Here is an 18,726-nt window from a genome sequence, read left to right as displayed (position 1 = left end):
TACGCTGCGGGCGGCCGGCCCGTCGCGTTCGGGCCCCGGAGCGCGGAGGCGGGCATGACGAGCGCGTCGACACGGTGGCGGGCCTGGCGCTCGGACCCCGTGGACCGGTTCGGCGTCGTGCTCTTCCTCGTCGTCGTGACGATCGTGGTCTCCGCGCTGGTCGACGTCCGGGCCTCGCCGGTCGGCACCGTGGTCGTGACGGCCACGAGCGGCGCGGCCCTGCTCGCGGCGTCGCGGGCGGTGGGCCTCGGGGGTCGGACCGTGCGCGCCGTGGCCGCGTTCGTCGTCGTGGTGGTCCTCGGCTCGGCCGTGGCCGCGGGCCTCGCGGGCGCCGGCCCCGCCTGGTCGGCGACCGGGAACGTCCTGGCCCTCCTGTGGCTGGCCCTCGTGCTCGCGGTGCCGGCGCTCGTCATCCGCCGGATCGTGGCGCACCGGGCCGTCGCCGTGCGCACCGTGCTCGGTGCCGTGACCGCCTACCTGCAGATCGCGGTGGCGTACGCGGTCCTCCTCCGGGCGCTGGACTGGTGGAGCCCGACCCCCGTGCTGGGCGCCGAGCAGCCCTCGACCGCCTACACCTACCTCAGCCTGACGACCATCTCCACGCTCGGACTCGGGGACCTCACCCCGCGCACCGACCTGGCCCGTCTGGTGGTCGCGTCCGAGGCCGTGCTCGGCCAGGTCTTCCTCGTGAGGGTGGTGGCCGTCGTGGTCAGCCGCTTCGCGGAGTCGCACCGCCCGGGGTGAGCGGGAGGGGGGCGGACGACGATGCCCCGGACCCCTACGATGCAGGGCGTGGCGGAGGCGAGGTTCGGGTCGCTCGTGGCCCGGGGCGTCGAGGCCGTGGTCCACGACCCGGCGGCGATGACCTCCGGCTTCTGGGCGGTCGTCCTCACCTTCGAGGGCGCGCTGACGGCCGTCCGGCTGGGGGAGGTGCGCCGCGAGCGTCCGGATGATCCGGCCCCCCCGGCGGCGGGCCCCTCCTGGCCCGCGCTCCGTGGCACGTGGCGCTCCAGCCTGGACCGGCACGCCTACGTCGCAGGGGTCGACGAGGTGCGCCGGCGGATCGCGGCGGGCACCGTCTACCAGGTCAACCTCTGCCGGGTGCTCGAGCACGACCTCCCCGAGGACGCCTCGATGTCCGCGCTCGGCCGGGTGCTCGCCCGCGGCAACCCCGCGCCGTACGCCGCGACCCTCGACCTGCCCGAGGCCGGGCTCGAGGTGGCCTGCGCCTCGCCCGAGGCCTACCTCGTGCGCCACGGCGAGCGGCTGACCTCGAGCCCGATCAAGGGCACCGCGACCCACGCGGAGGCGATGCTCCCGAAGGACTACGCCGAGAACGTGATGATCGTCGACCTCGTCCGCAACGACCTCGGCCACGTCTGCCTCCCGGGCACGGTCGACGTCGAGGCGCTGTGCCGCCTCGAGGAGCACCCCGGGCTGGTCCACCTCGTCTCCGACGTCACCGGCAGGCTGCGCCCCGGGACCACCTGGCGCGACGTCCTCGCCGCGAGCTTCCCGCCGGGGTCGGTCAGCGGCGCGCCCAAGCACACGGCGCTGCAGGCGATCGCCGACCTCGAGCCGGTTCCGCGTGGCCCGTACTGCGGCGCGGTGGGGTGGGTCGACGCCGACCGCCACGAGGCGAGCCTGGCGGTGGGCATCCGGACGTTCTGGGCGGACCGGACGCCCGCGGGGGTGCGGGTGCTGCGGTTCGGCACCGGCGCCGGCATCACGTGGGGCAGCTCCGCGCAGGCGGAGTGGGACGAGACCGAGCTCAAGGCGGCGCGTCTGGTCGCGCTTGCCACGGGTCGGCACCCGGTGTCTGGGAGGCTGTGACGCATGAGTGACATCCGCGTGTGGGTCGACGGCGCCCTCGTGCCCCGCGGCGAGCCCGCCGTGAGCGCCGTGGACCACGGCGTGACCGTGGGTGACGGTGCGTTCGAGACCGCCAAGATCGTCGACGGCGTGCCGTTCGCGGTGAGCCGCCACCTGGCGCGGCTGGACCGGACGATGGCCGGCCTCGGCCTGCCGCCCGCCGACCACGACCTGCTGCGCGAGGGCATCGCCGCGGTGCTGGGCGCGGAGCCCATCGCCTTCGGCCGGCTCCGCTGGACCGTCACCGGGGGCCACGGGCCACTCGGGTCGGACCGCCTCGACTCGGCACTGACCCACATCGTCACCGCCGTCGCCCACGACCGGCCGCCGGAGTCGGGGGCCGTGGTCACGGTGCCGTGGGTGCGCAACGAGCGCTCGGCGACGGCCGGGCTGAAGACCACGTCGTACGCCGAGAACGTCGTGGCGCTCGCCCGGGCCGCCGAGCAGGGAGCCGTGGAGGCACTGTTCGCCAACACCCGCGGCGAGCTCTGCGAGGGGACGGGGAGCAACGTCTTCGTCGTCACCGACGGCGTCGTCCGCACCCCTCCGCTCGAGAGCGGGTGCCTCGCAGGCATCTCGCGGGCGCTCGTCGTCGAGTGGTGCCGGGAAGAAGAAGTCGAGGTGCGCGAGGAGGCGTTGCCGATGTCGGTGCTCACCGAGGCCGCCGAGGTGTTCATCACCTCCTCGGTCAAGGACGTCCTGCCGGTCTCGGCGGTCGACGGCCGTTCGCTGCCGGCGCCGGGTCCGGTGACGGCGCGGGTGCGCGACGTCTGGGCCGCCCACGAGGCACGGACGGTGGACCCGTGACCGAGACCCGGACCAAGCGGCCGTTCTTCCGGCCCGCCGACGACGACGACCACTGGGAGTGGCGACGCCGGCTGCGCTCCAACTCGACGACCCGCCCGGTGCTGCGCACGGCCGTGGCCCTCGTCGGGCTCGTCCTCGTGCTCGGCGGCTTCGCGCTCGTGCCGCTGCCGGGGCCGGGGTGGCTCATCGTCATCGTCGGTCTGGCCGTGTGGGCCTCGGAGATCGAGCCCGCCGACGACCTGCTCCAGTGGGTCAAGCGCCGGGTCCGCTCCTGGGAGGAGTGGGTCAAGCGCCAGCCCCTGTGGGTCAAGGCGGTCGTCGGGCTGCTCACGTTCGTCTTCGTGCTCGCCGTCGTGTGGCTCGCCCTGCGGCTCACCGGTGTTCCCGCGTTCCTCCCGGACGGCGTCGAGGGCTGGCTGCACACCACCGCGGGGCTCTGAGCCGCCGACCGGGGGCCGATTTCCGCCTGCCCCCGGCCGTTGGGTATCCTCGGCAGGCCGCACGGCACCCGGATGTGTAGCTCAGTTGGTTAGAGCGTTCGCTTCACACGCGAGAGGCCGGGGGTTCGAGTCCCTCCACATCCACCGAAAGCCCCCGTTCGCGCCAGCGAGCGGGGGCTTCGGTGATGTGGGGGAGCCGGGAGCGGATGTCAGTTGCGTTCGTAGCCGGTGCGGAGCCAGCCCTCGAGCTCGGCGTCGACGTCGTCGACCGAGCGCACGTCGACCGTGTGCGAGCACATCCCCGTGGCGGCCGTGAGCCGCTCGGACGTGGGATGGTCGCGCAGCTGCAGACCGAGGCGGATGCGCGCCGCGCTGGCCGGCTCGACGAGGGCGAACTGCTTCGAGCGGCGCAGGGAGACACCCGTCTTCTTCGGGGCGACCTCCACGTCGGGTCCCAGCGCCCGGGCGGCGTTCACCAGCGCCTCGTAGACGGGTCGGAGAGCCGCCTTCGCCCCGCTGTACTGCGCCTCGACGAGGTCGTCCGCCGCGGACGAGGTACCACGCGACCGGAAGGCGAGGGCGATGCCGTTCGCGAAGCCGTGGCTGACACCGTGCTCGCCCTTGAGCCAGGCCATGATCTCGCCGTGCTTCTGCAGCCCGCTGCCCTCGAGCACGGTCATCCACTTATCCATCGAGCGGCCGGTCCGGGCCTGCAGGTTCTGGAAGGGGTCGTCCATGTCGCCATGATCCTGCAGACCGGTCCGGACGGCCAGAGCCCACGGACGGCACGTCCATCGATCGACACATTCGTCGATCGATGGACAGGGACGAAAGGCTTGGGGATTCCTGAGGGCCGCAGGGTGATCGGCGGGAAATGCAGTGGACGCAAGAATGCGTTCCGGGTGTATGCATGAGCCCATGACGATGTCGGTGCGGAGCATCCACACCTTCCCGGAGCGTCGGGCAGCCGGCCACGAGCACGAGCAGGCCGACGTGCGCGCCGACGGCCTGGTGGGGGACCGGCCCAAGAGGGCGGCGGTCTCGGTCGTCGGCAACGACTCGCCCCACACCCGGGCCAACCTCGTCCTCGACGCCCCCACGGCCCAGGTGGAGGCGCTCACCGGGCGCGTGGTGCGGGTCGGGGACGTCGTGCTCGCCGTGGAGGCCACCGGCAACGCGTGCGCGGGACTGTACGGCGCGGTCGGACGCTCGGGAACGGTGCGCGTCGGCGACCCGGTGGAGGTCGTGGAGGACGCGTCGTGACCCTCCCCGCCCCCGCGACCACGGGGACCGCCCTGCACGACACCGGGGTCCAGCGACTGGTGGCCAGCTACCGGGCCATCCCCGAGGGTGCTCCGGTGCGTCTGGCCAAGCGCACGAGCAACCTCTTCCGTGCGCGGTCCGCCACCGACGCCCCCGGGCTCGACACGAGCGGGCTGACGGGGGTCGTCGACGTCGACCCGTCGGCGCGGACCGCGGACGTCCAGGGCATGTGCACCTACGAGGACCTCGTCGACGCCACCCTGGCGCACGGCCTGACGCCCCTCGTCGTGCCGCAGCTGCGCACCATCACGCTCGGGGGAGCGGTCACCGGGCTCGGCATCGAGTCCGCGTCGTGGCGCAACGGCCTGCCGCACGAGTCGGTCCTCGAGATGGACGTGCTCACCGGGACCGGCGAGGTGGTCACGGCCGACCGCACGAGCCGGCACACGGACCTCTTCCGGGGCTTCGCCAACTCCTACGGCACCCTCGGGTACGCGACGCGGCTGCGCATCGAGCTCGAGCCCGTCGGGCGCACGGTCTCGCTGCGGCACGTCCGGTTCCACGACCTCGACGCGCTGCTCGCCGCGGTCGACGAGGTGATGTCCACCGGCGCCCACGACGGCGAGGACGTCGACTACCTCGACGGCGTCGTCTTCACCGCCGACGAGTCCTACCTCGTCCTCGGCCGCCGGAGCGACGAACCCGGGCCGACCAGCGACTACACGGGGCAGCGCGTCTTCTACCGGTCGATCCAGCACGACCGACCGCGCCCCACCCGCGACACCCTGAGCACCCTCGACTACCTGTGGCGCTGGGACACCGACTGGTTCTGGTGCTCGCGGGCCTTCGGGGCGCAGAACCCCCTCGTGCGCCGGGTGTGGCCGCGCCGCTGGCTCCGCTCGAGCGTCTACTGGAAGCTCGTCGCCCTCGACCGGCGCTTCGACGTCGCCGACCGGCTCGAGGCCCGTAGGGGACGGCCGCCGCGCGAGCGGGTGGTCCAGGACGTCGAGATCCCGCTCGAACGCACCGCCGAGTTCCTCCGCTGGTTCCTGCGCGAGGTGCCCATCGAGCCGATCTGGTTGTGCCCCGTCCAGATCCGTGACGACCGGGCGTGGACGCTGTACCCCCTCGAGCCGGGGGAGCGGTACGTCAACGTCGGCTTCTGGTCCACCGTGCCGGTCGACCCGGCCGGTGGGCCCGGTGCCACGAACCGCCGCATCGAGGACGCCGTGAGCGACCTCGGTGGCCACAAGTCCCTGTACTCGGAGGCCTTCTACGACGAGGAGACCTTCTGGCGCCACTACGGCGGTGCCGACTACCCGGCGCTCAAGGAGCGCTACGACCCCGGACACCGGCTGCCCGACCTCTACGCCAAGGCCGTGCGCGGTGCCTGACCAGACCAGGAGGAGCACGTGAGCATCGCCCAGATCGTCGAGTCCGTCGTCGACGGACCCCTGCCGCTGCGCGTCGAGGCCTACGACGGGTCCGCCGTCGGGCCCGCCGAGGCGGCCCGCCGTCTCACCGTCTCGACGCCGCGCGGTCTCAGCTACCTGGCGACCGCCCCCGGCGACCTCGGGCTCGCCCGCGCGTACGTGTCCGGCGACCTCCTGGTCGACGGCGTCCACCCCGGCGACCCGTACGACCTGCTCGCCGACCTCTCCGGGGTGCACTTCCGCAGGCCGGGCCGCGAGCAGGTGCTCGAGCTGTCCCGGATGCTCGGCGTCCGCGGGCTCACCCCGCCGCCGCCCCCGCCCCAGGAGAGCCTGCCCCGGTGGCGGCGCCTCGCGGAGGGGTTGCGGCACAACCACACCCGCGACGCCGAGGCCATCCACCACCACTACGACGTGTCGAACCGCTTCTACGAGATGGTCCTCGGTCCGTCGATGACCTACACCTGCGCCTGCTACCCGAGCACCGACGCCACGCTCGAGGAGGCGCAGGAGAACAAGTACCGGCTCGTGTTCGACAAGCTCGCGCTGCGACCGGGGGACCGGCTGCTTGACATCGGCTGCGGCTGGGGCGGGATGGTCCGGTACGCCGCCCGGCAGGGCGTGAGCGTCCTCGGCGTCACGCTCTCGCGCGAGCAGGCGCTGTGGGCGCAGAAGGCGATCGCGGAGGAGGGCCTGGCCGACCTCGCCGAGGTGCGGCACAGCGACTACCGCGCGGTCACCGAGACGGGTTTCGACGCCGTCTCCTCGATCGGGCTCACCGAGCACATCGGGGTGCGCAACTACCCGACGTACTTCGGCTTCATCCGCGACCGGCTGCGCACCGGCGGGCTGCTGCTCAACCACTGCATCACCCGTCCGCACAACCGGCGCACCGAGACCGGCGCGTTCATCGACCGCTACGTCTTCCCCGACGGCGAGCTCACCGGGTCCGGCCGCATCATCACCGAGGCGCAGGACGCGGGTCTCGAGGTCCTGCACGAGGAGAACCTGCGCGAGCACTACGCGCTGACCCTGGCCGGCTGGTGCCGCAACCTCGTCGAGCACTGGGACGAGTGCGTCGAGGAGGTCGGTGAGGGCACGGCCCGGGTCTGGGGCCTCTACATGGCGGGTTCGCGACTCGGGTTCGAGCGCAACGAGATCCAGCTGCACCACGTCCTGGCCGCGAAGACCGACGCGGACGGCCGTCACGGCCTGCCCCTGCGCCCGTGGTGGAGCGCCTGAGGCGGCTCAGCCGCGGGGTCGCAGCCCGTCCCAGACGAGCGTGGTGAGGTCGTCGGCGAGGGCGTCCGCCGTGCGCGCCCGGCCGCCGTCCGCGAGCCACGCGTCGGCGGCCGCCCGGACCATCCCGACCAGGGCCACGCCCCAGAGGCGGGCCGTGGCGTCGTCGACGGTGCCCGGGCCCTCCACACCGCCGACGATCCCGGCCACGTGCTCGGCGATGCGGCCGGTCATGCCGGCGGTCACGTCACCCTCCGGCCGCTCGCCCGGGGGCAGGAGCGGGGCGTTGACGATGAACCGGTAGACCTCGGGGTCGTCCTCGACGAGGTGGAGGTAGGCCGCGATGACCCCGCGCACGACCTCGCGCGGCGGGGGCGGGGCGCCGTCGGCACCGCTCGCCGCCCGGGTGATGCCGCGGATGATCGTGCCGTCGACGCGGTCGGCCACAGCCGCGTACAGGCCGGCGCGGTCGGTGAAGTGCCGGTAGACCACCGTCTTCGAGGTGCCGGCGGCGGCCGCGACCTCGTCCATCCCGACGCCCGCGCCGTGCGCGCGGATGGCGCCCACGGTGGACTCGACCAGCGCGCGGCGACGGGCGAGGCGGTGCTCGTCCCAGCGCGCGCTGCGGCCGTCGGTGGGGGAGGCGGAGGTCACGGGTCAGGACGGTAGCAGGAACTCCCGGTACCTGTTACCGTCGGTACCGGATACTCGCGACGCCGACGACCGTCCGCGCCGCCCCCGACGCACCAGGAGCCAGACCGGTGACCACCACGCGCCGCGCCGCCGTCCTCGGCGGCAACCGCATCCCCTTCGCCCGCCAGTTCGGCGCCTACGCCGAGGCGTCGAACCAGGACATGCTCACCGCCGCCCTCGAGGGGCTCGTCGCCCGTCACGGGCTCGCGGGGGAGCGCCTCGGCGAGGTCGTCGCCGGCGCCGTCATCAAGCACAGCCGCGACTTCAACCTCACCCGCGAGGCCGTGCTCGGCTCGAGCCTGTCGCCCACGACGCCGGCGTACGACATCCAGCAGGCCTGCGGCACCGGGCTCGAGGCGACCATCCTGGTCGCGAACAAGATCGCCCTCGGGCAGGCCGACTCCGGCATCGCCGGTGGGGTCGACTCCGCCTCCGACGCGCCCATCGTCGTGCCGGAGAAGCTGCGCCGGAAGCTGCTGCGGCTCAACCGGGCCAAGACGCCGGCCGACCGCGCGAAGGCGGCGCTCACGCTGCGCCCCACCGACCTCGGCATCCAGGTCCCCGCCGCGACCGAGCCCCGCACCGGGATGTCGATGGGCGAGCACATGGCGATCACGGCGGCGCGCTGGGGCATCACCCGCGAGGCGCAGGACGAGCTGGCGCTGGCCAGCCACCAGAAGCTCGCCGCGGCCTACGACCGTGGGTTCTTCGACGACCTGCTCACCCCCTACCTGGGGCTGACCCGGGACCAGAACCTGCGCCCCGACTCCACGCTCGAGAAGCTCGCCTCCCTGCGCACGGCCTTCGGGTCCGGGCCCGACGCGACGATGACGGCCGCCAACTCCACGCCGCTGTCCGACGGCGCCTCCACGGTGCTGCTCGGCTCCGAGGAGTGGGCGGCGCAGCACGGGCTGAAGCCGCTGGCCTACTTCGTCGACGGCGAGACCGCCTCGGTGGACTACCTCGGCGGTGACGAGGGGCTGCTCATGGCGCCGGCCTACGCGGTCCCGAGGATGCTCGCCCGCCAGGGCCTGACGCTGCAGGACTTCGACCTCTACGAGATCCACGAGGCCTTCGCCGCCACCGTGCTCTCGACGATGAAGGCCTGGGAGGACGAGGAGTTCTGCCGCGACCGGCTGGGGCTCGACGCCCCGCTCGGCTCGATCGACCGGGCGAAGCTCAACGTCAACGGCTCGTCGCTGGCCGCGGGGCACCCGTTCGCAGCGACCGGTGGACGCATCGTCGCGTCGCTGGCCAAGCAGCTGCACGAGAAGGGCTCCGGTGCACGGGGACTCATCTCCGTCTGCGCCGCCGGTGGGCAGGGCGTCGTCGCCATCCTCGAGGCGGCCTGACGTGCCCCGCTCCGACGGCTACACCTCCTTCGTCAACAGCGGGTTCGGCAAGAAGCTCGCCTCGACCCTCGGTCTGCCGCAGCCCGTCCCGCTCCGCCGACACCGGCCCGGCCGCCCGCTCGTCGACGGGCCGGTCCTCGTGGGCGGCCACGCCGACACCCCGGCCATCACGGCGCTGCGCGACGGGCTGACCTCCGCCGGAGCCGTGCTCGTCGACACCGTGCCCGAGGGCGTCCGCCTCGGCGGGGTCGTCGTCGACCTCACCGCCGCCGAGACGCCGGCCGACCTCGAGTCGCTGCGCGCCACCCTGGCCCCGGCCCTCAAGCGGCTCGGGCGCTGCGCCCGCGTCGTGGTCGTCGGCCGTGACCCGGCGCGCGCCGGCTCGGTCGCGCAGCGGGCCGCCCGGCGGGCCCTCGAGGGCATCACCCGCTCGGTGGGCAAGGAGCTGCGTGCCGGCGCCACCGCCAACCTCGTCCTCGTCGCCGACGGCTCGGAGGCCGCCGCCCTCGGGACGGTCACCTTCCTGCTCTCGGCCCGCTCGGCGTACGTCGACGGCCAGGTGTTCCGCGTCGGCGAAGGAGAGGCCACGGCCCCGGCCGATGCCGACCGCCCGCTCGCCGGGAAGGTCGCCGTCGTCACCGGCGCGGCCCGCGGCATCGGCGCCGACATCGCCCGCACCCTGGCCCGCGACGGCGCGACGCTGGTCTGCGTCGACGTCCCCGCGGCCGGGGCCTCGCTCGCCGCGGTGGCCAACGAGGTCGGTGGCACCGCCCTGCAGCTCGACGTCACGGCCGCCGACGCCGGCTCGCGCATCGCCGAGCACGCGCGCACCCGGCACGGTGGCCTCGACCTCGTCGTCCACAACGCGGGCATCACCCGCGACAAGCTGCTGGCCAACACCGACGCCGAGCGGTGGGACTCGGTGCTCCGGGTCAACCTGCTCTCGATCCTCGCGATGAACGAGGCGCTGCTCGCGAAGGACGGTCTGCGCGAGGGCGGCCGGGTCGTGCTCGTGTCGTCGATCGCGGGCATCGCGGGCAACCGGGGCCAGAGCAACTACGGCGCGTCCAAGGCCGGAGTCATCGGGCTGGTCGACGGCTACGCGGCCGACCGCGGCCTGCGGCGTCGGGGCATCACCGTCAACGCCGTCGCGCCGGGGTTCATCGAGACGGAGATGACGGCACGCATCCCGCTGGCGACCCGCGAGGTCGGCCGGCGCCTCAACAGCCTCGCGCAGGGCGGTCTGCCCGTCGACGTCGCGGAGACCATCGCCTACTTCGCCGCCGACGCGCAGGCCGCGGTGTCCGGCAACGTGGTCCGCGTCTGCGGCCAGAGCCTGCTGGGGGCCTGAGCGTGGCCCTCGAGACCCTGCCGGGGACGCCCTCCACCGTGCCGCTGCTGGCCCGGGCCGCCCTGACCGCCCGCGGCCGGAGCGGCGACACCGTCCCGGACCGGACGCTGCGCGTCGACGGCGTCACCGTGGACCGGCAGCGCTTGGCGGCCTACCAGCGGATCACCGGCCACGACGTCTCCGACACCCTGCCGCAGCCGTACCCGTGGGTGCTGGCCTTCCCGGTGCAGACCGCCCTGATGGCGCGGCCCGACTTCCCCGTGGCGCTGCCGGGGATGGTGCACCTCGAGAACCGGGTGACGACGCACCGCACCCTCGATGCATCCGAGCCGCTGACCCTCGACGTGAGCGCCGGTGCGCTGCACCCCCATCGGCGCGGGCGGACCCTCGACGTCCGACTCGAGGCCCGCGTCGGCGACGAGCTCGTGTGGGAGTGCGACAGCGTCTACCTCTCCCGGGGGCGGGGCACCGAGGACGCGCCCCGGGGTGACTCACCGCCGTCGCTGCCCGACGGTCCGGCGGCCGGGGTGTGGCGCCTGCCCGAGGACCTCGGCCGCGAGTACGCCGCGGTCTCCCGGGACGTCAACCCCATCCACCTGCACCCGCTGTCGGCGCGGGCCATGGGGTTCCGGCGGCACATCGCGCACGGGATGTGGACCTACGCCCGCACCCTGGCGGCCCTCGGCCGCGCCTCGCTCGGGCCCTCGACCAGCCGGGTGTGGTTCACCAGGCCCGTCTTCCTCCCCGGGACGGTCGAGCTCGCCGTCCGCCGGGAGGGCGGCATCGTGACCGCCGGCCTGCGGTCGCGGAAGGACCCCGAGAAGACGCACGTCGTCCTCACCCTGCACGCCTGACCCGCGCCGACCACGGGCGCGCACCCGTGGCTAGGGTCGGAGCATGTCCACGCAGGTCGCCCCGGCCCGGAGGGGCGTGCGCGCCACGGTGGAGGGCTGGCGGGCCACCGTGCGCGCCGTCCTGCAGGGTCCCGGGCCCGAGCGGGACGACGCGCTCATGCTCCTCAAGTCGGCCGGCGCGGCCGTGCTCGCCTGGCAGCTGGCGGTCGTCGTCGTCGACAGCAGCACCTCGTTCTACGCCCCGCTCGCCGCCCTCCTCGTCGTGGACCGCACCATCGTCCGCTCGCTCTGGCAGAGCGTCGAGCGGCTCGTGGCCGTCGTCGTCGGGATGCTCGTGGCCTGGGGCGTCGGGAACCTCGTCGGCGTCACCTGGTGGTCGATGGTCCTCGTCCTGCTCCTCGCGCTGGTCATCGGCCGCTGGGACCGGCTGGGCGCCCACGGCGTCCAGGTGCCGACGATGGTCCTGCTCTCGCTGCTCAGCCTGCAGTGGGACAGCGTCTCCTTCACCGCGGCCACGGTCCTCGACACGCTTCTCGGGGGTGTCGTCGGCGTGGTCGTCAACGCCGTCGTCCTCGCGCCGATGCACCTCACCGCCCCCCGGCGAGCCGTCCTCGAGCTCACCGAGCGGCTGCGCGGCCTGCTCGACGACATGGCCGAGGGGCTGCGGTCGGGCTGGGACGCCGAGGCGGCGCGCGGCTGGCACGACCGCGCCACGAGCGTCGGGGTCGACGTGCCGGCGGTGCTCGAGGCCGTCGAGACGGGACGCGAGAGCACGCGACTCAACCTGCGGCACCGGCTGCGGCCGGCCCGGGTGGACTGGGACGGCTACGTGGGGGCGGCGCACGCCGTCCAGCGCAGCCAGTGGCCGGTGGCGGGCATCGCCCGGACGCTCGCCGACGCCGCGGCCGAGGCGCCCTGGCAGCCCTCGCCGTCGCCGGAGTGGCTCGGCAGCTACGCCGGGGTGCTCGAGCACCTCGGGGCGGCGGCGGCGCGCTTCGGCGTGCACCGGGAGGGAGCCGACCGCGAGGTCGAGGAGCACCTCGAGGCCGCCGGAGCCGCGCTCGACGCCCTCGCGGAGGAGGTGCGCTCGACACCGCTGGACGACCCGCGGGCCTGGCCGGCGTACGGGACGCTCATCGTCGAGGCCCGCCGCCTCGTCGAGGAGATCCGGGCCGGCCACGCCGGGGCCTCCGTGCCGAGCGACACCGGCCCGTTGCGCGCACCGCTCGCCGAGGGCATCGCCGGGGTGGCCGGGGCCCGCGCGCAGGAGGTCCTGCGGCGGCGCGAGGAGGGCGGCCCCGGGTCAGGACCCGAGGCGTAGCACCCGGGTGTAGAAGGCGAGCTCGCGCTCGAGGGCGTCGACCACGGTCTCCGGCCGCCGGAAGCCGTGCCCCTCGCCCTCGTACACCGCGAGCTCGACGTCGCGGCCGGCGGCGCGCATCGCCGCGGCCATGTCCTCGGCCTGGGCGAGCGGGACCACCTTGTCGTCGGTGCCCTGGAGGAGCAGCAGCTCGCCGTGGAGCCGGTCGGCGTGGTGGATGGGGGAGCGGTCGCGGTAGACCTCCTCGCCCTCCGGCCACGGGGCGACGAGCCGGTCGCAGTAGCGCGACTCGAACTTGTGGGTGTCGCGGGCCAGGGCGGCGAGGTCGGCGACACCGAAGAGGCTCGTCCCGGCGGTGAAGGCGTCGCTCGTGGTCATCGCGCGCAGCACGACGTACCCGCCGGCGCTGCCACCGCGCACCGCCAGGCGGGCGGCGTCGGCCCGCCCGGCCGCGGCGACCGAGCGCGCGCCCGTGACGCAGTCGTCGATGTCGAGCTCGCCCCAGCGCCCGCGCAGGCGGTCGCGGTACGCGCGGCCGTACCCCGTGCTGCCCGAGTAGTTCACCGACAGGACGGCGAAGCCGCGCGTCGTCCAGAACTGCGTGGCCGACAGGTAGGAGGTCTCGGCGCGGCTCGTCGGGCCGCCGTGGGCGACCACGATGAGCGGCGGCTGCTCGCCGTCCGGTCCGGTGACGCCGGCGAGGCACGGCGGGTTGAGGATGCCGTGCACGACGTCGCCGTCGGAGTTCGTCCACGACCACGGCTCGGGGGCGGACACCGAGGCGGGGTCGGGGTCGGTGGGGGCCGAGGACGCGAGGACGCGGAACGGGCCGCCGGCCGGGCCACGCACGACCTGCGGCAGACCGTCGGTGCGGCCGCGCTTGAAGGCGACCTCGTCACCGGCGGTCCCGAAGTGGTCGTGGAAGGACCCCGCGCCGGCGACCGGCGTCACCTCGCCGGTGGAGGCCGTGAGCACACCGACCCCCTGCCCGCCGACCTCGAACCATCGGACGAGCGCGCGGTCGGCGTCGAGGACGGTGAGGTCGTGCATCCCGAGCGACCACTGGGGCTGCGCGTGGTCGGCCTCGGTGTCGTGGACCGGGTGCGGGCCGTCGCCGGCGTCGCGGTGGACGAGCCACCAGCCGGACTCGTCGGAGACGAACCACAGCGCGCCGTCCGGACCGAAGTGCGGCTGGGACACCGAGACCCCGTCCTCGCCCGCCACGACGTGCGCGTCCCGGAGGCCGTCCGGGGTGAGCTGCGCCCGCAGGAGGCGGGTGGTGTCCCACGGCATGTCCGGGTGGTCCCAGACGACGAAGGCGATGTCCGTGCCGTCGGGCGAGACCGCCGGGCGCGAGACGAAGTCGGTGCCGGTGTGCAGCACCGTTCCCGCGTCGGTGTTCTCGCCGTGCAGGTCGAGCCGCACCAGCTCGTTGGCCGGCTCGCCGCCGCCGGTGTGGTCCTCGCGCACGGCGTACACGTGCTCGCCGTGGAGCACGAGGCCGCCGTAGCGCCAGGCGCCCTCCGGGGTGATGGCCACCGGCTCGTCGGCGCCCGGGTCGAGCCGGCGCAGCCGGTCGTCCCCGAGATGGGAGAAGACCACCGTGCCCCCGGACACGGCGTACGCCCCTCCGCCGTACTCGTGCACGCGGGTCCGCACGTTCCACGGGGCGGCGAGGAGCTCCGTGGACGAGTCACCGTCGTGGCGCACCACGGTGACCCTCCCGCCCTCGGCGGGGCGGCTCTCGAGCCAGTAGGTGTGGGGCCCGTCGACCCGCACCTCGTCGAGCAGCACCTGGCCGCCCGTGAGGTCCTCGGGGGTGATGGGGGAGGGCCAGGTGCCGAAGGGGAGGGTCCGCATCACCCGACCCTAGGTGGACGACCCGCCGCGGCGGCCGCGGGGACCGGAGCGTCTCAGCGGTCGAAGTCGCCGGCGCGCCCCTCGGGGTCGAGGCGGGTCAGGAGGGCGTCGCAGAGCCGGTGCAGCTGCTCGACGTCCCCGGGGCCCAGGGCGTCGAAGGCGTGCTGCCGGACCGCCTCGACGTGCCGCGGCGCCGCGGCGACCACGGCGTCCCACCCGGCCTCGGTGAGCCGGGCGTTCGTGGCCCGGCCGTCCTCCGGGCACGGGAGGCGCTCCACGAGGCCGCGCGCCTCGAGGCGGCGCACGACGTGGGACAGGCGCGGGAGCGTGGCGTTGGTGCCGTGGGCGAGCGCGCTCATCCGCAGGACGCGACCGGGCGCCTCGGAGAGCCGGGCGAGCAGGTAGTACTCGAAGAAGGTGAGGTTCGCGTCGCGGCGCAGCTGGGAGTCGAGGAGGCCCGGCAGCAGCTCAAGCACGGCGACCACCCGGATCCACGCGCTGCGCTCGGTCGGCGTCAGCCAGCGCGGTTCGGGGTCGGCCGGCGAGGACGCGGACGGTGCGGTGCGGCTCATAGGGCCATTCTGCCGTCTCGATGGTTGTCGCGACAACTTTCCGGTGCTACGTTCAGTTGTCGAGACAACCAAAAGGGTCGTCCGTCCATCCGAGGGAGAAGGTCGTCATGACCGCAGTGAGCATCATCGGCACGGGGAACATGGGTTCGGCGATCGCCGCCCTGGCGCAGCAGGGCGGGCACGACGTCCAGTCGATCGCCCACGCGAGCGACGAGGCCGTCACCGGGGACGTCGTCGTCCTCGCCGTGCCGTACCCGGCGCTGGGCGAGATCGCCGAGGCCCGCCGCGAGCAGCTGGCCGGCAAGGTCGTCGTCGACATCACCAACCCGCTCGACTTCGAGACCTTCGACGCGCTGGTGGTCCCGGCCGACGGGTCCGCGGCCTCCGAGCTCGCGGCGGCGCTGCCCGACGCCCACGTGGTCAAGGCCTTCAACACCAACTTCGCCGCGACCCTCGCGTCGGGGACCGTCGGTGGGCAGCCGACCACCGTGCTCCTCGCCGGGGACGACGCCGACGCCAAGGCGCGGGTGGCCGGGGTCGTCGCGGACGCCGGCCTCAGCCCCGTCGACGCCGGTGGCCTGCGGCGCGCCCGCGAGCTCGAGGCGCTGGGGTTCCTCCAGCTGACCCTCGCGGTCGCCGAGAAGGCGTCCTGGACGGGCGGGTTCGCGCTGCGCGACTGACCGCTCGCGCGGCGGCTGAACCGCGGGGGGCCGGGGTGCGTGTCAGGAGTCACCAGGGGTCGTCGCCGTCCGGGCGGTGGCCCGCGAGCACAGGCGAGAGGACTCCCCATGACCAGGACACTCACGAGCCGCACCCTCCCCGCGGCCGCCGCGGCCACGCTGTCGGTGCTGGCCCTCGCGGCCGGGCCGGCCGTGGCCGACGGCGGGCACGACGTCCTGCGCGCCGACCTCGTCGGCAGCATGCCCGCGCCGGCCAGCCCGCAGGTCGCCGGGATCAACCCCGGCGGCGCACCGTGGGTCAACGGGCCCAGCGAGGTCCGGGTGCGCGAGGACGGCCGGGTCGACGTCCGCATCCGGGGGCTGGTCATCCCGCCGCCGCGCGGGACGAACACCAACCCGATCGCCTCGGTCGTCGTGACGCTCGTCTGCGACGGGATGGTGGCCACCTCGACGGCCCCCTTCGCGCTCAGCACCGCGGGTGACGGGCGCACGCGTCAGTGGGTGATGGTCCCGAAGCACTGCGAGGACGCGGTCGCCCTCGTCCAGCCGGACGCCAACCGCGCCGTCTACATCGCCTCCGGCATGGCCGAGGACGACGACTGAGGCAGACCGCTTCGGCCGAGTGGCCGGAGTTCTCCCCGAACCGCCGATGGAGGGGTGCCGCGCGCCCCTACCCTGCGGCATCCGGTCCGCTCGGACCGGGTGCCGCAGGGGGCCTTCGGGCCGTTCAGAGGAGAACCATCATGCGCACCACCCATCGCATCGCCGCCGCCGCCGTCACGGCGACCGTCGCGGTCCTGACCGTCGTCGGGACCGCCTCGGCCAAGGTCGACCCGTCCCTCAACCACACGACGTACTGGGAGCAGGGCGGCGCCTACACCTGCTCGAAGGTCGACCTGTCCGGCGGGACCAGGACGTGGACCATCGAGCCCGGCGCGTTCTACGTCATCAAGGCCGGCACGACGAGCACGGTCGTGCAGGCCGAGGGTGACACCGCCACGACGTACACGTCCGCCAAGGACATCAGCCACGTCATCACCTGCGTGGGTGCCGGCCAGAACGAGTGACGTCGTCCCGCCCCGGTCACCGGAACCCGGTGGCCGGGGCGGTCCGCGGGGTGGTTGGCTGACCGGGTGGACGCCGCCGACTACCCCGGCCTCGACGAGGAGGCCCAGGTCGAGGCGCTGCGCCCCGCGGCGCTCGCGGCCGCCGAGGCCTTCGGGCTCGACGTGCACCGCATGGAGGTCGTGCTCCACGCCTACAACACGACCTTCCGCGTCGACACCCGGGACGGGCGCCGGGTCGCCCTGCGGGTCGGGACCAACTCCAAGAGCACCCCGGCGAACGTCCTCGCGCAGCAGGCCTGGCAGGAGGCCATCGCCACCGGGGCCGGGGTCGTCGTGCCCCGGCCGCTGCGCACGACGGAGGGCGAGTGGTTCGTCCGCGCGACACCCGAGGCCCTGGGCCACCCGGTGCTCGTCACGGCCGCCTCGTGGCTCGACGGCGACGACGCCCGCGACGGCGACGGCGCCGGGTGGGCCCCGGCGCTGGGCCGCGCGACGGCGCTCCTGCACCGGCACGCCGCCGGATGGACGCTGCCCCCCGCGGCGGAGCTGCCCCGCTTCGACGAGCCGCTCTTCGGGGACCGGGACGTCCTGAGCACCGCCCCGGGCCTCGACCCGGACGAGCGGGCGACGGTCGCCGAGGGGATGGCCCGCGCCCGCGAGGTCTTCGAGCGCCTCCACGCCGGGGCGGCCGTGGTCCCGCTGCACGCCGACCTGCACGGCGGGAACCTCAAGTGGCACGAGGGCCGGCTCGCGATCTTCGACTTCGACGACGCCGGCCTCGGCCTGCCCGTGCTCGACCTCGCCATCACGACGTTCTACCTGCGCCGCAGCGGGGCCGAGGGGGCCGAGGAGGCGCTGCGGGCGGGCTACGCCGAGGTGCTGCCGCTGCCGGACGTCGCGCGTGAGGACGTCGAGGCCCTCGTCGCCTCGCGTCAGCTGCTCCTCGCCAACTCCCTCCTGGACTCGAGCACCGCCTCGCTGCGCGCGATGGCCGAGGACTACCTCCGCACGACGGTGGCGCGGCTGCGGCACTGGCTCGGCACGGGCACCTTCCGCCTCGAAGTGGAGGCCTGAGTCCACCTGGCGGGGGAGGCGAGCGCGGGCGGGCGGTGGTCCGATGGGAGACCACGACGGAGGAGGACGACGATGACCCTCTCGCTGACCGACGAGCTGCTGCTGCTCGTCCTGGACCCGACGAGCGGACGGCTCGGGCTCGACAGCACCACGCTCAAGGCGGCGGTGGGCGGTGCGACCGTCGCCGGCCTCGTCCTCGACGGCGCCCTGGCCCTCGACGGCACGGGCAAGCGCGCCCGGCTCCGGCGCACCGGCACCGCCGAGCCCACCGACCCGCGCCTGCTCGAGGCGCTCGGCACGGCCGACGGCCGCACGCCCAAGGACGCGGTCTCGAAGCTCGGCGGGGCCGGGGCGTGGCGCGACCGCGCCGGGCCGCTGCGCGACCTCTCCCTGGGCTCGATGACGGCGAGCGGCGTCCTGCGGGCCGAGGAGGGCAAGGTCCTCGGGCTGTTCCCCCGGACGCGCTGGACGGTCACCGACGCCGCCCTCGTCGACGGTCTCCGCGGCCGGGTCGCCGCCGCCCTCGGGGACGGCGCCCCACCTCCCGACGCGCGCACGGCGACCCTCGTCGCCCTGCTCGCGGCCACCGGCCGGCTCACCACCGTGACCGGGCTCCCGAAGCGCGAGGCGACGCGCCGCGCCGAGGCCGTGACCCGGGGCGACTGGGCCGCCCCGGCGGTCCGCGCGGCCGTCCAGGAGGTCAACGCCGGGATCATGGCCGCCGTGGTGGCGGCCACCGTGGCGGGGACGGCGGGAGCGGCCTCGAGCTGACCCGCGCGCGGGAACTGCCGCGACCGGGCGGGTGGGCCCTCGATAGCATCGTGGGCGGGCCGGAGCACCGGCTCGTCCAC

Annotated in this window: 20 protein-coding genes and 1 tRNA gene; 17 read left to right on the top strand and 4 right to left on the bottom strand. The window is 74.8% G+C overall.

Annotated features, from left to right (window positions below; all coding sequences use genetic code 11):
* Nucleotides 1–54: 54 nt before the first annotated feature.
* The 5 genes from ACQZ2A_RS08840 to ACQZ2A_RS08820 all read left to right on the top strand — a co-directional run bounded on the left by ACQZ2A_RS08840 (nt 55) and on the right by ACQZ2A_RS08820 (nt 3,263).
* Complete coding sequence (locus ACQZ2A_RS08840) at nt 55–744, top strand: ion channel (protein ID WP_430209676.1); 690 nt, start codon at nt 55–57, stop codon at nt 742–744.
* A gap of 39 nt (nt 745–783) precedes the next feature.
* Nucleotides 784–1,833 carry a chorismate-binding protein gene (locus ACQZ2A_RS08835; RefSeq protein WP_430209979.1) on the top strand — a complete coding sequence of 350 codons (1,050 nt, stop codon included), beginning with the start codon at nt 784–786 and terminating at the stop codon, nt 1,831–1,833.
* Nucleotides 1,834–1,836: 3 nt separating this feature from the next.
* The gene (locus ACQZ2A_RS08830; protein WP_430209674.1) at nt 1,837–2,679 is read left to right on the top strand and encodes an aminotransferase class IV; all 843 of its coding nucleotides are present in this window, start codon (nt 1,837–1,839) and stop codon (nt 2,677–2,679) included.
* Nucleotides 2,676–3,119, top strand: coding sequence for a TIGR02611 family protein (locus ACQZ2A_RS08825; protein WP_430209671.1), 444 nt, complete (start codon nt 2,676–2,678; stop codon nt 3,117–3,119). Before ACQZ2A_RS08830 ends, ACQZ2A_RS08825 begins: the two co-directional genes overlap by 4 nt.
* Nucleotides 3,120–3,189: 70 nt before the next feature.
* Nucleotides 3,190–3,263 (top strand) — tRNA-Val (locus ACQZ2A_RS08820).
* 65 nt (nt 3,264–3,328) lie between these two features.
* Here the strand turns inward: ACQZ2A_RS08820 and ACQZ2A_RS08815 are convergent.
* Nucleotides 3,329–3,856, bottom strand: coding sequence for a DUF5655 domain-containing protein (locus tag ACQZ2A_RS08815; protein ID WP_430209669.1), 528 nt, complete (start codon nt 3,854–3,856; stop codon nt 3,329–3,331).
* Between the two features lie 169 nt (nt 3,857–4,025).
* Here ACQZ2A_RS08815 and ACQZ2A_RS08810 point away from each other — a divergent pair, with 169 nt between their 5' ends.
* From ACQZ2A_RS08810 to ACQZ2A_RS08800, 3 genes are read left to right on the top strand one after another with little or no spacing between them, the layout of a single operon-like run.
* Nucleotides 4,026–4,382: a hypothetical protein gene (locus ACQZ2A_RS08810; RefSeq protein WP_430209666.1), complete on the top strand. Its 357-nt coding sequence runs from the start codon at nt 4,026–4,028 to the stop codon at nt 4,380–4,382.
* Nucleotides 4,379–5,776 carry an FAD-binding oxidoreductase gene (locus tag ACQZ2A_RS08805; RefSeq protein ID WP_430209663.1) on the top strand — a complete coding sequence of 466 codons (1,398 nt, stop codon included), beginning with the start codon at nt 4,379–4,381 and terminating at the stop codon, nt 5,774–5,776. The genes ACQZ2A_RS08810 and ACQZ2A_RS08805 overlap by 4 nt, the downstream gene beginning before the upstream one ends.
* Nucleotides 5,777–5,794: 18 nt before the next feature.
* Nucleotides 5,795–7,054 carry a class I SAM-dependent methyltransferase gene (locus ACQZ2A_RS08800; RefSeq protein WP_430209662.1) on the top strand — a complete coding sequence of 420 codons (1,260 nt, stop codon included), beginning with the start codon at nt 5,795–5,797 and terminating at the stop codon, nt 7,052–7,054.
* A 6-nt stretch (nt 7,055–7,060) separates the two neighbouring features.
* Here ACQZ2A_RS08800 and ACQZ2A_RS08795 read toward each other — a convergent pair whose 3' ends face one another.
* Nucleotides 7,061–7,705, bottom strand: a complete 645-nt coding sequence (locus ACQZ2A_RS08795; protein WP_430209660.1) for a TetR/AcrR family transcriptional regulator — start codon at nt 7,703–7,705, stop codon at nt 7,061–7,063.
* 107 nt (nt 7,706–7,812) lie between these two features.
* Here ACQZ2A_RS08795 and ACQZ2A_RS08790 point away from each other — a divergent pair, with 107 nt between their 5' ends.
* The 4 genes from ACQZ2A_RS08790 to ACQZ2A_RS08775 are packed head-to-tail and all read left to right on the top strand — an operon-like array spanning nt 7,813 to nt 12,622.
* Complete coding sequence (locus tag ACQZ2A_RS08790; protein WP_430209659.1) at nt 7,813–9,096, top strand: acetyl-CoA C-acetyltransferase; 1,284 nt, start codon at nt 7,813–7,815, stop codon at nt 9,094–9,096.
* A gap of 1 nt (nt 9,097) precedes the next feature.
* Entirely contained in the window at nt 9,098–10,447 is a 1,350-nt protein-coding gene (locus tag ACQZ2A_RS08785; RefSeq protein ID WP_430209658.1) for a 3-oxoacyl-ACP reductase, read from the top strand.
* Between the two features lie 2 nt (nt 10,448–10,449).
* Nucleotides 10,450–11,301: a MaoC/PaaZ C-terminal domain-containing protein gene (locus ACQZ2A_RS08780; RefSeq protein WP_430209656.1), complete on the top strand. Its 852-nt coding sequence runs from the start codon at nt 10,450–10,452 to the stop codon at nt 11,299–11,301.
* A gap of 43 nt (nt 11,302–11,344) precedes the next feature.
* Entirely contained in the window at nt 11,345–12,622 is a 1,278-nt protein-coding gene (locus tag ACQZ2A_RS08775; protein WP_430209654.1) for an aromatic acid exporter family protein, read from the top strand.
* Here the strand turns inward: ACQZ2A_RS08775 and ACQZ2A_RS08770 are convergent.
* Together ACQZ2A_RS08770 and ACQZ2A_RS08765 are read right to left on the bottom strand one after the other, a co-directional pair.
* Complete coding sequence (locus tag ACQZ2A_RS08770; protein ID WP_430209651.1) at nt 12,605–14,482, bottom strand: prolyl oligopeptidase family serine peptidase; 1,878 nt, start codon at nt 14,480–14,482, stop codon at nt 12,605–12,607. The two genes, ACQZ2A_RS08775 and ACQZ2A_RS08770, sit on opposite strands and share 18 nt — an antisense overlap.
* A gap of 53 nt (nt 14,483–14,535) precedes the next feature.
* Entirely contained in the window at nt 14,536–15,054 is a 519-nt protein-coding gene (locus ACQZ2A_RS08765) for a MarR family winged helix-turn-helix transcriptional regulator (protein ID WP_430209649.1), read from the bottom strand.
* A 107-nt stretch (nt 15,055–15,161) separates the two neighbouring features.
* Between ACQZ2A_RS08765 and ACQZ2A_RS08760 the strand changes: the two genes are divergently transcribed.
* The 5 genes from ACQZ2A_RS08760 to ACQZ2A_RS08740 all read left to right on the top strand — a co-directional run bounded on the left by ACQZ2A_RS08760 (nt 15,162) and on the right by ACQZ2A_RS08740 (nt 18,646).
* Nucleotides 15,162–15,734: an NADPH-dependent F420 reductase gene (locus ACQZ2A_RS08760; RefSeq protein ID WP_430209646.1), complete on the top strand. Its 573-nt coding sequence runs from the start codon at nt 15,162–15,164 to the stop codon at nt 15,732–15,734.
* Nucleotides 15,735–15,842: 108 nt separating this feature from the next.
* Nucleotides 15,843–16,337: a hypothetical protein gene (locus ACQZ2A_RS08755; protein ID WP_430209644.1), complete on the top strand. Its 495-nt coding sequence runs from the start codon at nt 15,843–15,845 to the stop codon at nt 16,335–16,337.
* Between the two features lie 140 nt (nt 16,338–16,477).
* Nucleotides 16,478–16,801 carry a hypothetical protein gene (locus tag ACQZ2A_RS08750; protein ID WP_430209641.1) on the top strand — a complete coding sequence of 108 codons (324 nt, stop codon included), beginning with the start codon at nt 16,478–16,480 and terminating at the stop codon, nt 16,799–16,801.
* 66 nt (nt 16,802–16,867) lie between these two features.
* Entirely contained in the window at nt 16,868–17,875 is a 1,008-nt protein-coding gene (locus ACQZ2A_RS08745) for a phosphotransferase enzyme family protein (protein ID WP_430209638.1), read from the top strand.
* Between the two features lie 72 nt (nt 17,876–17,947).
* Nucleotides 17,948–18,646, top strand: coding sequence for a GOLPH3/VPS74 family protein (locus ACQZ2A_RS08740; RefSeq protein WP_430209636.1), 699 nt, complete (start codon nt 17,948–17,950; stop codon nt 18,644–18,646).
* Nucleotides 18,647–18,726 lie beyond the last annotated feature (80 nt).

Origin of the sequence: Phycicoccus avicenniae (assembly GCF_050496545.1) — a bacterium.
GTDB lineage: Bacteria > Actinomycetota > Actinomycetes > Actinomycetales > Dermatophilaceae > Phycicoccus > Phycicoccus avicenniae_A.
This window is presented reverse-complemented; position numbering and strand designations above follow the sequence as displayed.

Excerpts from the sequence above, each read along its gene's own strand:
- ACQZ2A_RS08840 (WP_430209676.1), top strand. The coding sequence starts at position 55 with ATGACGAGCGCGTCGACACGGTGGCGGGCCTGGCGCTCGGACCCCGTG.
- ACQZ2A_RS08750 (WP_430209641.1), top strand. The coding sequence starts at position 16,478 with ATGCGCACCACCCATCGCATCGCCGCCGCCGCCGTCACGGCGACCGTC.
- ACQZ2A_RS08830 (WP_430209674.1), top strand. The coding sequence starts at position 1,837 with ATGAGTGACATCCGCGTGTGGGTCGACGGCGCCCTCGTGCCCCGCGGC.
- ACQZ2A_RS08775 (WP_430209654.1), top strand. The coding sequence starts at position 11,345 with ATGTCCACGCAGGTCGCCCCGGCCCGGAGGGGCGTGCGCGCCACGGTG.
- ACQZ2A_RS08835 (WP_430209979.1), top strand. The coding sequence starts at position 784 with ATGCAGGGCGTGGCGGAGGCGAGGTTCGGGTCGCTCGTGGCCCGGGGC.
- ACQZ2A_RS08760 (WP_430209646.1), top strand. The coding sequence starts at position 15,162 with ATGACCGCAGTGAGCATCATCGGCACGGGGAACATGGGTTCGGCGATC.
- ACQZ2A_RS08765 (WP_430209649.1), bottom strand. The coding sequence starts at position 15,054 with ATGAGCCGCACCGCACCGTCCGCGTCCTCGCCGGCCGACCCCGAACCG.
- ACQZ2A_RS08770 (WP_430209651.1), bottom strand. The coding sequence starts at position 14,482 with ATGCGGACCCTCCCCTTCGGCACCTGGCCCTCCCCCATCACCCCCGAG.
- ACQZ2A_RS08815 (WP_430209669.1), bottom strand. The coding sequence starts at position 3,856 with ATGGACGACCCCTTCCAGAACCTGCAGGCCCGGACCGGCCGCTCGATG.
- ACQZ2A_RS08755 (WP_430209644.1), top strand. The coding sequence starts at position 15,843 with ATGACCAGGACACTCACGAGCCGCACCCTCCCCGCGGCCGCCGCGGCC.
- ACQZ2A_RS08740 (WP_430209636.1), top strand. The coding sequence starts at position 17,948 with ATGACCCTCTCGCTGACCGACGAGCTGCTGCTGCTCGTCCTGGACCCG.
- ACQZ2A_RS08810 (WP_430209666.1), top strand. The coding sequence starts at position 4,026 with ATGCATGAGCCCATGACGATGTCGGTGCGGAGCATCCACACCTTCCCG.